The following is a 13,210-nucleotide window of genomic DNA, read 5'->3' on the forward strand; positions in this document are numbered from 1 at the left end:
CCAGCGGGAACCATGCATTTGACCAAGAGTGCCAGGCCGATGGTATCGAACATCGTCTGATCAAGCCGGGAAGGCCGCAGACGAACGGCATGGTGGAGCGCTTCAATGGCCGCATCAGCGATGTGCTAGCGACAAGGCGCTATACCTCAGGAGAAGATCTGGAGCAGACGCTGAAACGCTATACGTGGCTATACAATCACCACATTCCCCAGAAGGCGCTGCACCATCAATCACCGATTGCGGTGATGAAGGAATGGCAGGCCAAGCGACCTGAGTTATTTACCAAGCGGGTGGTCAATCACACGGGACCCGACACTTAGGTCAATTCGTCTAGGTTCGCCCTCGCCTGACCAAGCCTCGCTCGCTACCAACAGACAACCGCGCACTTGGCGCCTGCGCCCCTGCCCGCCATGATGGTGGCTTTATTGGGCCGCGGGAGACTCTCGGGATGAACCAGACACCAGGCGCACCGGCGCCGCTGACGGAGCTGGGCGGCCGGTCGATCCTCTTCGTGATGGCGGCTGAGCCTGAGTACGGCCCGCATCTTCGGAAGCGTTTCACGCCCTTCATGACCGGCGTGGGCCGGTGGAGGCGGCGGTGGAACTCACCGCGGCGCTGGCGGGGCTCGAGGCGCGTGGGCGGCTGCCGGACATGGTGGTGTCGCTGGGCTCGGCAGGCAGCCGGGCGCTGGAGCAGACCGAGGTCTACCAGGCGACCTCGGTCGCCTACCGCGACATGGACGCCACGCCGCTCGGCTTCGCGACGGGCGTCACCCCCTTCCTCGACCTGCCGGCCACCCTGCCCCTGCCGCTGCGCATCCCGGGGATTCGCGAGGCGACGCTCTCGACCGGCGCCGATATCGTATCGGGCGCGGCCTATGACGCCATCGCCGCCGACATGGTGGACATGGAGAGCTACGCCGGCCTGCGCGCCTGCACGCGCTTCGCGGTGCCGCTGGTCGTGCTGCGCGGCATCTCCGACGGCAAGGCGGAGCTGAACCATATTGACGACTGGACGGAGTATCTCCACATCATCGACGAGAAGCTGGCCGGCGCCGTGGACCGCCTCGAGGCGGCGATCCGGGAGGGGCTGCTGACGCGCTGAGGGCCGGGCCCGGGGTGCCGTGTCAGTGCCGCCCGGGCACCGAGCTTCTAGGCTGGGGGGGAGGATGCGCCCCGCCAAAGGAGAGTAGAAATGCCCGCCACCCGCACGACCTCCCCCGCCCTGGAGCGGGTCCACCTGGTGTGGGACCTGCTCATCATCGTGCTGGTGATCGCCAACCTGGCCCTGCTGCTGTTCGACAGCCTCTACCTGCTGCCGCCGCTGAACGCCGCCTTCGAGGCCGTGGCCCCCGGCCTGCACGCCGCCTACGAGCGTCACATCCATGCCAACTTCCTCACCATCGACCTGGCGTTTGTGTCGATCTTCCTGCTCGACGTGCTGCTGGGCTGGGCGGTGGCCATCGCCGAGCGGCACTACCACCGCTGGTTCTTCTACCCCTTCGTGCACTGGTACGACGTGCTCGGCTGCATCCCGCTGGGCGGCTTTCGGCTGCTGCGCATCCTGCGCGTCATCTCGCTGTTGCACCGCCTGCAGCGCATGGGGCTGATCGACGTGCGCCGCTGGTACCTCTACTCCGTGGTCGCCAAGTACTACGACATCCTGCTGGAGGAGCTCACCGACCGCATCGCCCTGCGCATGCTCGACAACGTGCAGCGGGAGATCCGCCAGAGCGACGGGGTCTCCGCCCCGCTGATGGAGCGGGTGGTGCAGCCTCGCAAGCAGGCGCTGATCCGCGAGATCGGCCAGCGGCTGGAGGCCATGGCGGGCGACGCCTATGCCCACAACCGCGACGACACCCTGCGCTACGTGCGCGGGCTGGTCGGCCGCACCCTGGCCGAGAGCCCGGAGCTCAAGCGGCTCGGACGCCTGCCGCTGGGCGGCCAGCTGACCCGGGGGCTCGAGTCCTCGCTCTCGGACCTGGCCTGTCGCCTGGTCGACGAGGCCCTCGCGGGCCTCAAGTCGGCGGAGTTCTCCGCCCTGGTGGAGCACCTGGCCGAGAGCGGCTTCGATGCCTGGCTGCGCACCGACCCGCAGACCGAACAGATCACCGAGCAGGTGCTGGTGGACATGCTGGAGCTGCTCAAGGAGCAGATCGCGGTGAAGGGCTGGCAGCACCGCTATCAGTAGGCCAGTAGGCGCCCTCAGCTGCGCCGCGCCGTGGGCGGCTCGCCCAGGTCGTGGGCGCCGCCGTGGGCGGTGTCGCTGTCGCACAGCCGGTGGTCGCTGAGCACCTCGATGATGCGGCAGCTCTCCACCTTGCCGCCGGCGCACTGGCCGATCATCCGCTTCAGCTCGTCGCGCAGCGCGGCGAGCCGCTGCAGCCGCGACTCCACCTCCTCCAGGTGGTGCTTGGCGAGGGCGTCGACCTCGTCGCAGCACATGTCGGGGCGGTCCGACATCGCCAGCAGCTCGCGCACCGCCTCCACCGAGAAGCCGAAGTCCCGGGCGTGGCGGATGAAGGTCAGTCGCCGCACGGCCTCCTCGCCGTAGCGGCGCTGGCCGCCCTCGGTGCGCGCGGCGGCGTGCAGCAACCCGATCTGTTCGTAGTAGCGCACGGTTTCCGGCTGGCAGCCGGCTCGGCGGGCCAGCGCGCCGATGCCGAGGCTGGGCGTCTCCGTCATGGGGATCTCCTCTATGCAGGGATGTTTTTACTCGGACCTGTTTATGGGGGGCTTCCACCTCAGACCGCCACTTGAACCTGTAGTTGCTACAGGGTTTATGCTTCAGACACTACCCCACCGACAGGAGCCCCGCCATGGCCACATCGGCATCCCCATCCACCGCCGCGACCCTGACGCTGCGCGTCGAGGGCATGGACTGCGGCGGCTGCGAGCGCAAGGTCGAGTCGGCGCTGGGTCGCCTGGAGGGCATCGCGGAGGTCTCGGCCAGCTCGGTCACCGGGTCAGTCAAGCTGCACTTTTCTCCACATCCGCCTCCACACACCCCTGAGCAGTCCGCGCCCTCCAACGCCGCCATCGAGCGCACGATTCATGAGCTCGGCTACCGCCTGATCAGCGAGGAGGAGGCGGCCGCGCCGGACGCCCCGGCGCCCTGGTGGCGCACGGCCAAGGGGCGGCTGGTGCTGGTCACCGGCGGCCTGCTCGTCCTGGCCTTCGCGCTGCGCCTGGCCTGGCCGGCGCTCGGCCAGTGGCCCTTCGTCGCCGCCACCGCGGTGGGGCTGGTGCCCATCGTGCAGGGCGCCTGGGGCGCGCTGAAGCAGCGCAACCCCTTCACCATCGAGATGCTGATGAGCGTCGCCGCCCTGGGGGCGCTGGCCATCGATGCCGCCGCCGAGGCCGCGGTGGTGGTCTTCCTGTTCGCCGTGGGCGAGCTCTTGGAGGGCGTGGCCGCCTCCCGGGCGCGGCGCAGCATCTCGGTGCTGGCGGACCTCACGCCCTCGACGGCAAGGCTGCTGGAGGGCGACGACACCCGCGAGGTGCCGGCCGCCACCCTCGCGCCCGGCCAGCGGGTGCTGATCCGCCCCGGCGACCGGGTGCCCTGCGACGGGCGCATCTTCGCCGGCGCCTCCGAGCTCGACGAGTCGCCGATCAACGGCGAGTCGGTGCCGCGCTCGCGGGAGCCGGGCGACGACGTCTTCGCCGGCACCGTGAACCTGGAGGCGGCCCTGGAGGTGGAGGTGACGCGGCGCGCCGAGGACAACACCATCGCCCGGGTCATCCGCCTGGTCGAGGAGGCCCAGGCGGCCAAGGCGCCGGTCGCCCGCTTCATCGACCGCTTCGCGCGCTACTACATGCCGGCGGTGATCGGGCTCGCCCTGCTGATGGCCGTGGTGCCGCCGCTGGTCGCGGGCATGGCGTGGTCGGAGTCGATCTACCGCGCCCTCGCGCTGCTGCTGATCGCCTGCCCCTGCGCGCTGGTGATCTCGACCCCGGCGGCGATCGCCGCCGGGCTCTCGGCCGGCGCACGCCGCGGCCTGCTGATCAAGGGCGGCGCGGTGCTGGAGCAGCTCGGCAAGCTCAGGCTGGTGGCGCTGGACAAGACCGGCACGCTGACCGCGGGCGCGCCCAGGGTCACCGACGTGGCGACCCTGGTCGCCGGGCATGACGAGGGCGAGATCCTGCGCCTCGCCGCCGCGCTGGAGCGCGATTCCAGCCACCCCATCGCCGTGGCGATCCTGGCCCACGCCGAGCGCCAGGGCCTCTCGGTGCCGCGGGCGAGCGAGAGCCGCGCCCTGGCCGGGCGCGGAGTCGCCGGTCGGGTCGAGGGGCGTGAGCTCGCCCTGATCACACCGCGCCACCTGGCCGAGCAGGTCGCCCTGGGAGACGAGCTCAACGCGCGCATCGCCGAGCTGGAGCAGGCCGGCAAGAGCCTCGCGGTACTGGTCGAGGGCGAGCGGGCGCTGGGGCTGATCGCCGTGCGCGACGAGCCGCGCGACGATGCCCGACACGGCCTGGCGGCGCTTGAGCGCCTCGGCGTGCGGGCGGTGATGCTCAGCGGCGACAACGCCCGCACCGCCACCGCCATCGGCGAGCAGCTGGGCATCGAGGCCCACGGCGAGCTGATGCCCGGCGACAAGGCCCATCGCGTGCGGGAGTGGCAGGCCGCCGGCGAGGGGCCGATCGGCAAGGTGGGCGACGGTATCAACGACGCCCCGGCGCTGGCGACCGCCGAGGTGGGCATCGCCATGGGCGGCGGCACCGACGTGGCCCTGGAGACGGCGGACGCGGCGCTGCTCAAGGATCGCGTGAGCGGCATCGCCGAGCTGATCGACCTCTCCCGGGCCACGCTGCGCAACATCAAGACCAACGTGGCCCTGGCGCTGGGCCTGAAGGCGGTCTTCCTGGTGACCACGGCGCTCGGCATCACCGGCATGTGGATCGCGGTGATGGCGGATACCGGCGCCACGGTGCTGGTGACGCTGAACGCCATGCGCCTGCTGGGCTACCGCTTCTCGCCGGGGCCCGCCCCGGCGGAGGCGCGCCCCGCTGCGGCCGCGTCGTGACGCACGCGCCCGGCCCATGCCGGGCGCGTTTGGCATACGGGAAGGTGTCTGTCAGCATGATCCACACACTCATCCTGTGATCGGATGACGGCGCCGCCCCCTCACGATAGCGCCCGCGGCGCCCTCCTCCTCTGGCATCGCCTATGCCATCGCCACAGACCCAGGGAGGCCCGCATGACCCACCGCTCCCCGACGATTCCGCCGCTCGATCCCACCCGCGTCGCCGCCATCGAAGCCTTCGGTGGCACCATCACCCCGCTGGAGCCGCTGGGCGCCGAGGTGCGGGGCATCGATCTCTCCGCCAAGGACGCGCCGCCGCCCGAGGTGCTCGACGCCCTGGAGCGCGAGATGGCGAACCGCGGCTTTCTCGTCTTCAAGAACGACACGCCGCTGGCCGCCGACGACTTCCTGCGCGCCAGCTGCTGGTGGGGCGGCCGCGAGCTGCACAGCACCCACGGCGTGCACCCGGCCACTCCCGGGGGCAACCCGCATATCTTTCGCCTCTCGAACGATCAGCGTCACGGCATCCAGGACGTGGGGCCGCAGTGGCACAACGACGGCAGCTTCAATGCGGATACCTTCTCGCACTCGGGCTACCACATCATCCGCCCGGCCGAGAAAGGCGGCGGCACCTACTTCGCCCATCAGGGCGCGGCCTATGACGCCCTCCCCGAGGATCGCCAGGAATTCTGGAGCCGGCTCTCCTCGGTGAACTCGGCCTCGGGCACCGTTCACCCCGTGGTGCACGAGCACCCCATCACCGGGCGCCGCTGCGTCTGGCTGCACCTCGGCATGACCGGCGCGGTAATCGAGAAGCTGCCCGATGAGGACGCCTTCCGGCTGTTGAACGAAGACGAGCTGAAGCGGCTCTGTCACGAGTACAACGATATCTTGAATGCGGGGCTCGAGAACGGCTATGCCATCGCCTTCGAGTATCAGGAGAACGACTGCGTGTTCATCGACAACCTCGCCGTGGCGCACCGGGCCGCCCCCGAGGCCCACCTGCCCGCCGAGGAGCAGGGCCTGCGCATCATGCACCGCAGCACCGTGCGCGGCGTGCAGGACCTCGCCCCCGGCTTCGGCCTGCCGCAACACGTCGATATCCAGGGGCCCAACCCGCTCGGGGAAGGCGTCTGGAAGGGCGGCGGCATCGGTTTTCGGTGGGCCGATGGCGTGCCGATGCAGAACTGAGGCACGCGCAACGGCCAATACCAGCAGCTGTTAACCGACGGCTGACGCACTGATCGCGCAAAAAGGATCTAGCCCGGAGTGCTCACGGCCACTCCGGGCCCCCAGCGGTCATTCGCTGACGCCCTGGTAGAACACCACCCTTCCCTCGATCTCCTGGATGCTTGCCAGCGGGTTCTCGTAGCTCCAGGCCACGTCCTCGTACTCGCCGAAGGCGAAGTAGCTGGCATCGCCCTTGAACGGGCAGTGGGTCGTGGTCTCGGAGGGCGTGAGCAAGTCCATGCGCACGTCGTCGCGGGGCAAGTACTGGCGCGGCGGGTAGCCGGTCTCGCGGAGTTCGATGGCGCGAGTGGTGTCGGCGATCAAGGTGCCGTCGATGACGACCCGCACCCGGCGGGCGTGCGGATGCAGGGTGATGCGGGGCTCTGACGTATCGTTCATGCGCGCTCCCTGTGGTGGTGTCTCGTCTCCCGCAGCGTAACATCGTCGACCAAGGACGAGCGCACCACCGAGAAGAAAGCCGCCTCGGCCCTTGATACGCCGCGACCTCGCACGCAGGTCTTGGGGTAACACTCCGAGAGCGGGCTATCCTCAGGGTACCCCGCCCTCTCAATGGAAGGAGCATCCGATGAGTAATCGAGACGCCTACGAGCAGAAGCTGCGCGCCAAGCTGGACGAGCTGCAGGCCGAGGTGGAGAAGCTGAAGGCCCGCGCCCGGAGCGCCGATGCCGATGCGCGCATCGACCGTGAGGAAGAGATCGACCGGCTCGAGGCCCGCCGCGAGGAGATGCGCAAGAAGCTCGAGGAGCTGCGCCACTCCGGTGACGAGGCCTGGGACGACATCCGTGCCGGTGCGGAGCGCGCCTGGGAGTCGCTGAGCGACGCGATCGAGAAGGCGCGTTCGCGCTTCAAGTAGAGCCGCCCGCTAACGTGCACCGAACGCACGACGCCCGCCAGACCTCGCGGTCGGCGGGCGTCGCTTTTTGCTCACCGGATAGCCCTGGTGATGGCCTCAGGCGAAGGCGTTGAGGCACCAGGTGATGGCCGGGATGGCGACGATATCAATCAGCACGGCGCCGCACAGCGGCACGATGATGAAGGCCTTGTGGGAGATCACGCGGTAGTGCTCGCACACGGCGCTCATGTTGGCCACGGCGTTCGGCGTGGCGCCCATGCCATGGCCGATGAAGCCCGCGGTGAGCACCGCCGCGTCGTAGTTGCGGCCGAGCAGGCGAAACAGTACGAACACGCCGAGGAAGACGATGGCCAGGGTCTGCACCAGCAGGATCAGCAGCAGCGAGCCGCCCATCTCCTGCAGCTGCCAGATCTTGAGGTTCATCATGGCCATGGTCAGGAACACGCCGAGCGCCACGTCGCCGAGGCTCGACAGGGCGTTGTCGGGCATGCTGACCCAGTGGAAGCGGTCGTTGAGGTTGCGCAGCACGATCGCCACGAACATGGCGCCCACGTAGCTCGGCAGGATGATGCCGAGGTGCGTCGCCAGGCTCTCCTTGAACCACAGGCCGAGCACCATGATCGGCACGACGATCGCCAGCACGCGCAGCAGCATCGGGCCGTCGATGCTGGCCACGGTGGGGCGCTCCTCGGCGGTCAGCTTCTCCAGGTCATGCACGTCTTCGGCTTCGATCGGAATCTGGCGGCGATCGATGATCCAGCGGGCGATGGGCGCACCGATCACGCCGCCGATGATCATGCCGAAGGTCGCCGAGGCGATGGCCGCGGTGGTGGCGCCTTGGGCGCCCAGCGCTTCCGCTTCCGGGCCGAAGGCCGCCGCGGCGCCGAAGCCGCCCTCGAGCGAGGTGGCGCCGGCCATCAGGCCGATCAGCGGGTCGAGGCCCAAGAGGCTCGCCATGCCGATGCCCACGCCGTTCTGCATCAGCGCCAGCAGCCAGCAGGCCACCAGGTAGACGCCCAGCGCCTTGCCGCCCTTCTTGAGCAGCGCCAGGCTCCCACCCAGGCCCACGGTGGTGAAGAAGGCGATCATCAGCGGGCTCTGCATCGCGGTGTCGAGCTCGAAGGTGACCAGGCCCAGGTCACGCAGCAGCCAGGCCAGCAGGGCAAAGCCGAAGCCACCGACCACCGGCGTGGGCACGCAGAAGTGCTCCAGCCACTTGAGGCGACGCTTGAGGCCGGCCCCGATCGCGAGCAATAGCAGGGCCAGTGCCGTGGTAGTCACGGCATCCAGGGAGAAGTGCATGGCGATGCTCCGTTCTTGCTGCCGCCAGGTGGCGGTCCGAGTGGTTGTTACCGCTATGAGGCGGTTTGGATCATGAGATGAGAATCAGCGGGCGAGCCGCTCCACCAGGCGCGCCGCGACGCGCGCCGTGCGCGATTCGGTGTCCAGGCTCGGGTTGAGCTCGGCCACGTCGACCATCGGCAGCGCGGTGCGCGCCGCCAGGTAGTCGATGACGTCCTCGACGAAGGCGAGCTCGATGCCGCGGGCCGCGGGGGCGCTGACGCCGGGTGCGATCCAGCCGGGCAGCGTGTCCAGGCAGATCGTCAGGTAGACCACGTCGACCCGGGCCAGCAGCCGGCCGAGCGCCGCCTTGACCTCGGGGCTGGCGATGGAGCGGCAGGCGTCGTCCAGCACCCACTCCACGCCCAGCGCCTCGGCACGCTCGAACAGCGCCTCGGTGTTGCCAGTGCGGCTGACGCCCAGGCAGGTGTAGCGAAACTCGATGCCGTGCTGCTCGCAGAGCTCGGCGCACTGGCGAAACGGCGTGCCGGAGCTCGCCCGCTCGGACTGGCGCAGGTCGAGGTGCGCATCCAGATTGAGAATGCCGATGCGCGGCGGGCGCGCCTGACGGCGGGCGTGCTCGAAGAGCCCGGAGAAGCTGGCGAAGGCGATCTCGTGGCCGCCGCCCAGGCCGATCACCCGATGGCCTTGATCCAGCAGGCCGGTGACGCGCTTGGCGAAGGCCTGCTGGGCCTCTTCCAGGGCGTCGCCCTCACAGACCACATCGCCGGCGTCATAGAGCGGCGACTCCAGGTGATAGGCCAGGTTGGCGAGCTGGCGGCGCATCGCCAGGGGCCCTTCGCTGGCGCCCACGCGACCCTTGTTGCGCGCCACGCCGGCGTCGGAGCAGAAGCCGACCAGCGCGCACCCGGGCTGCTCGGCCTCGGCCACCGGCCGCACGACCTGGTGCCAGCGCCGCGAATTACCGGCCTCTTCGCTGTCGACGCGACCCTGCCAGGGCGAGATCCGCGCGTCGTTTGCTTGGTCCTGAATCACTCGAGGAGTTCTCCCAATCGCTGTGCACTTTGGCGTGTCTGTTCGGCGAGCCACGCGGTTCGCTGCCGGGTGCGGGCCTCCGGCGCCATGACGCTGATTACCGCCTTGAGCCGCCCGCGGCCGTTGAAGACCGGGGCGCTCGCGCCCCAGACGCCCTGGTCGATCTCGCCGAGGCTGATCGCGACGCCCTCGGCGCGGATGCTCTCGAGCCCGGCCTGGGCCTCGTCGCGCTCGGCCTCGGTGCGCAGCGTCAGCGCCATCTCGCGCTCTTCCTCGCTCATGAAGGCGAGCAGCGCCCGGGCGCTGGCGCCCTTCAGCAGCGGCTGCACCTGGCCGCGGTGATAGCAGCAGCGCAGCGGCTGGGGGCTGTCGATCATCTCCACGCAGAGGGCGTGATCGCGCACCGCCATCAGCAGCGCCGAGCTCTCCTGGGTGATGTCGGTCAGCTCCGTGAGCACCGGCCGCGCCCACTGCAGCAGGTCGTTGCGCTGTTCGAAGCCCTGCTGCAGGCGCACCGCCTGGGGGCCCGGCGCATAGGTGCCCCCCTCGCGCTCGCTGACCATGCCCCAGGCCAGCAGCTGGCGAAGGTGCCGATAGGCGGTCGAGACCGGCTGACTGGTCAGCTCGGCAAGCGACTTCACCGTCATCGGCCTGCCCTGATTGGCCAGGCAGCACAGCAGCGCCAGCATTCGATCGGAAGGACCCATGGCTCTCACCTCATAATTTGATAAACGATACGCAAGAAAATCGGCGATCCAAAAAACGGTTATCAATTAATGATAATCCTGAGCACTATACTTTGGTTGTAGTCGCGCCGCGAGTCGATGCAAATATGCCGCTCGAGGCGTGCATCGAACGACGGTTTCGGAGGGTAGATCAGAGGGTTACGCGCGACGGCGGAGCGAGCGCCGGGGGCGGAGCGGCGCTGCCCCGGATGGGAAAGGAAGGGGGAAAGGTAGTGCAGACAGCATTCATCCTCGCTGCCCTGCCGAGGATTCTCATGCCTGGACCCTCGCCTGGGGCCCGTTTCAGACTTGGCGAAGATCACGTCAGGGTTGCACTCACACCGGCTTGTTCGCCTCATCGAGCAACCATTCACGAAACTGTGCGGCGATCGATCGCTCTTGGCCTGTGACCGTACTCACCACGTAGTACGCCTGTTCACAGTTCAGTGGCCTATCACACACCACCTTCAGCTTGCCGGCATTCAGCTCCGCCTGGTGGAGGTCCCGACTGCCAAGCAGAATGCCCTGACCGGCGACGGCGGCCTCCTGGGCCAGCAGTCCGTTACCAAAACGCAGTTCCCGGAAGGCGCCGACCTCATATGCCTGCTGCTTGAACCACGCTTTCCAATCACACGGCTCGTCGAAGCGGGTTAGGGTGCTGTCACACAGCAAAGGCTGTTGGCGAAGGGTGTCGATGTCGGTCACGGTGGTGGCCAATTCGGGGGCGCACATGGGCACCAGCTCCAGCCCCATCAGCCGTTGCGGCGTGATCTCCGCGTAGTTTCCATAGCCGAGGCGAACGGAGACGTCGATCCCGGAGCGCTTGAGCTCGCTCACCCCGAAGACGCTATCACGGGCTCGGTCCACCGTGTGCAGGCTGGCCTGCAAGCGCACCTCGGCCTCCGGGCAAATGGCGTAGAAACGGTGCAACCGCGGTACGATCCACTTGGTCGCGAACAGGGGCTCGGAGCACACGGTGACGATCAGGCGCTCTTCGCCGTAGGAGCGAATCTTGTCTACCGCGCTGCTCAGGGCCTGAAATCCCTCATGCAGCTCCGGCAGGGCCGCACGCGCGGCCGGGGTCAGGCTGACGCGCCGGTGGTGGCGGACGAAAAGCGGAACCCCGAGATATTCCTCGAGTGCCTTGATCTGATGGCTGATCGCCGCCGGAGTGACGTTGAGTTCCTTGGCCGCCGCAGCGAAGCTCTTGGTTCGCGCGGCGACCTCGAAATAGGACAGTGAGATCAGGGACGGGAGTCGTAGCATGAACAGTGCTCGCAAGTTGGCGGTGGGCCACTGGCACTTCCGAGTGACGCGCGTAACGGTCACTATAAACACTGCCGTTATAAACACCAGACCGCGACCAAACGGCTGGCCCACCCCCTCATCACCTACCCTATCAGGCGCAAAGCCTGGTTATGACTGCTTCAGCAGCGAAAACCTCCAGACTCTCCTCCACGGGGAGTTGTTGGCCGGCCGAAGATGCCCTGCCTCTGGGCCTGAAAGCGACCGGCCTCCCTGCAGAGGCTGATCGACACGCCCCGCACGGCGCGCTGCGGGCCGGATACGGGGACACACTCCCCTCCGCGGAGGAGCGCGGAACCAAAAGGTCCGCATCCGGTGAAAAGTTGGTCCGTTTTGTCTGCTGCAACCGATGCTTTAGGCTGCTTTGCGATGCCATGCGCGGCTATATTGAGCGGGCCGAGTCGGTGAGTTAAAGCACCCTGTTCAACTTCCTATCCGAAGGTACACAAAAATGACAACCAATGCCCCCATCAACATTGAAAAAGATGATGAGTTTGGATTCGGGACACAGATCCGAAAGTCTCCCTACTTTGACGCTACGGTCCGGTGGGGCGCCAAAGGGTTTTCGGTATACAACCACATGTATATCCCACGTGACTTCGGAGATCCTGTACAGAACTTCTGGAATCTCGTGAATGATGCGATCCTTTGCGATGTTGCCGCCGAACGGCAGGTCGAAATCACGGGGCCGGATGCCGCAAAGTTCATGCAGAGCCTGACTCCGCGTGATTTGTCGGAAATGGCGGTCGGGCAGTGCAAGTATATCCTGATCACTAATCAAGACGGTGGCATTCTCAACGACCCCATCCTGTTGCGGCTGGCAGAAGATCATTTCTGGATCTCGCTGGCTGACACCGACATCCTGCTGTGGGCACAGGGGGTTGCGGTTCATGCCGGGATGGATGTCAGCATTGGCGAACCCGATGTTTCCCCGCTGCAACTGCAGGGCCCGAAGTCGGGCGAAGTGATGAAGGCGCTCTTCGGCGAGAGCGTCATGGATCTTCGCTACTACTGGCTGCGCGAGCTCGAACTCGACGGCATTCCGTTGATCGTCTCGCGCACCGGCTGGTCGAGCGAGCTTGGCTATGAGCTTTATCTGCGTGATGGCACCCGCGGGGATGAGCTCTGGGAAAAGATCATGGCGGCAGGTGAGCCCTTCGGGCTGAAGCCTGGTCACACCTCTACGATTCGCCGCATCGAAGGTGGGATGCTCTCCTATCACGCTGACGCGGATATCAGCACCAATCCTTATGAAATTGGCATGGACCGTCTGGTTAACCCGGATATGGATGCTGACTTTATCGGTAAAGCCGCATTAAAGCGAATTCGTGAAAATGGCGTGAGCCGCAAGGAAGTTGGCCTGCGTATTGACATGGCACCCCTCAAGAAACCCAACACCAGGTTCTGGGCGCTTACAAAAGACGGCAAGCCCGTCGGAAAAGTGACGTCTGCGGTCTATTCACCGCGTCTTGAGCAGAACATTGCCTTGGCCATGGTTGATACTGAACATTCAGAGATTGGCACGACGCTAGACATTCCTGCCGAATCCGGAATCGTGCAGGCAACTGTCGTCGAAAAGCCTTTCTTCGACCCCAAAAAGCAGAAAGCCACATCTTCTTGAAGAAAGAAAAACTCTTCTTGCCTTGGAGTTTTCGAGCACTGCCATAACACACCGTGGCAATCCAAGAACAACGAGTTCATTAAAAAACACCT

General features: G+C 67.0%; 13 protein-coding genes. 7 read left to right on the top strand and 6 right to left on the bottom strand.

Annotation, left to right across the window (positions count from 1 at the left end; genetic code table 11):
• From BM388_RS14205 to BM388_RS14215, 3 genes are all read left to right on the top strand, one after another.
• Window positions 1-320: integrase core domain-containing protein (locus tag BM388_RS14205; protein ID WP_139233950.1), on the top strand; the 320-nt coding region annotated here is incomplete at its 5' end.
• Between the two features lie 277 nt (window positions 321-597).
• A complete protein-coding gene (locus BM388_RS14210) occupies window positions 598-1,104 on the top strand; it encodes a 5'-methylthioadenosine/S-adenosylhomocysteine nucleosidase (protein ID WP_245781560.1) in 507 nt (168 codons plus the stop codon).
• A 90-nt stretch (window positions 1,105-1,194) separates the two neighbouring features.
• Entirely contained in the window at window positions 1,195-2,190 is a 996-nt protein-coding gene (locus BM388_RS14215; RefSeq protein ID WP_089851307.1) for an ion transporter, read from the top strand.
• Window positions 2,191-2,204: 14 nt separating this feature from the next.
• Here BM388_RS14215 and BM388_RS14220 read toward each other — a convergent pair whose 3' ends face one another.
• A complete protein-coding gene (locus BM388_RS14220; RefSeq protein WP_089851309.1) occupies window positions 2,205-2,684 on the bottom strand; it encodes a MerR family transcriptional regulator in 480 nt (159 codons plus the stop codon).
• 134 nt (window positions 2,685-2,818) lie between these two features.
• On the opposite strand from BM388_RS14220, the gene BM388_RS14225 reads away from it, so the two are divergent.
• On the top strand, window positions 2,819-5,026 hold the full coding sequence (locus BM388_RS14225; RefSeq protein WP_089851311.1) for a heavy metal translocating P-type ATPase: 2,208 nt from the start codon (window positions 2,819-2,821) through the stop codon (window positions 5,024-5,026).
• 174 nt (window positions 5,027-5,200) lie between these two features.
• Window positions 5,201-6,217, top strand: coding sequence for a TauD/TfdA dioxygenase family protein (locus BM388_RS14230; protein ID WP_089851313.1), 1,017 nt, complete (start codon window positions 5,201-5,203; stop codon window positions 6,215-6,217).
• A gap of 108 nt (window positions 6,218-6,325) precedes the next feature.
• Here BM388_RS14230 and BM388_RS14235 read toward each other — a convergent pair whose 3' ends face one another.
• Window positions 6,326-6,655, bottom strand: coding sequence for a DUF427 domain-containing protein (locus BM388_RS14235; protein WP_089851315.1), 330 nt, complete (start codon window positions 6,653-6,655; stop codon window positions 6,326-6,328).
• A 187-nt stretch (window positions 6,656-6,842) separates the two neighbouring features.
• Between BM388_RS14235 and BM388_RS14240 the strand changes: the two genes are divergently transcribed.
• On the top strand, window positions 6,843-7,130 hold the full coding sequence (locus BM388_RS14240) for a sll1863 family stress response protein (protein WP_089851317.1): 288 nt from the start codon (window positions 6,843-6,845) through the stop codon (window positions 7,128-7,130).
• Window positions 7,131-7,226: 96 nt separating this feature from the next.
• Here the strand turns inward: BM388_RS14240 and gltS are convergent, their stop codons facing one another.
• The 4 genes from gltS to BM388_RS14260 form a co-directional block, all read right to left on the bottom strand.
• On the bottom strand, window positions 7,227-8,432 hold the full coding sequence (gene gltS, locus BM388_RS14245) for a sodium/glutamate symporter (RefSeq protein WP_089851319.1): 1,206 nt from the start codon (window positions 8,430-8,432) through the stop codon (window positions 7,227-7,229).
• Window positions 8,433-8,516: 84 nt separating this feature from the next.
• The gene (hutG, locus tag BM388_RS14250; RefSeq protein ID WP_245781561.1) at window positions 8,517-9,467 is read right to left on the bottom strand and encodes a formimidoylglutamase; all 951 of its coding nucleotides are present in this window, start codon (window positions 9,465-9,467) and stop codon (window positions 8,517-8,519) included.
• Window positions 9,464-10,174 (bottom strand): IclR family transcriptional regulator, encoded by a 711-nt coding sequence (locus tag BM388_RS14255; protein ID WP_089851321.1) that lies wholly within the window; start codon window positions 10,172-10,174, stop codon window positions 9,464-9,466. Before BM388_RS14255 ends, hutG begins: the two co-directional genes overlap by 4 nt.
• Before the next feature lie 354 nt (window positions 10,175-10,528).
• Window positions 10,529-11,458: a LysR family transcriptional regulator gene (locus tag BM388_RS14260; RefSeq protein WP_089851324.1), complete on the bottom strand. Its 930-nt coding sequence runs from the start codon at window positions 11,456-11,458 to the stop codon at window positions 10,529-10,531.
• Window positions 11,459-11,948: 490 nt separating this feature from the next.
• On the opposite strand from BM388_RS14260, the gene BM388_RS14265 reads away from it, so the two are divergent.
• Entirely contained in the window at window positions 11,949-13,118 is a 1,170-nt protein-coding gene (locus BM388_RS14265; protein ID WP_175535105.1) for a glycine cleavage T C-terminal barrel domain-containing protein, read from the top strand.
• Window positions 13,119-13,210 lie beyond the last annotated feature (92 nt).

The sequence above is a fragment of the Halomonas saccharevitans genome (assembly GCF_900116405.1).
GTDB lineage: Bacteria > Pseudomonadota > Gammaproteobacteria > Pseudomonadales > Halomonadaceae > Halomonas > Halomonas saccharevitans.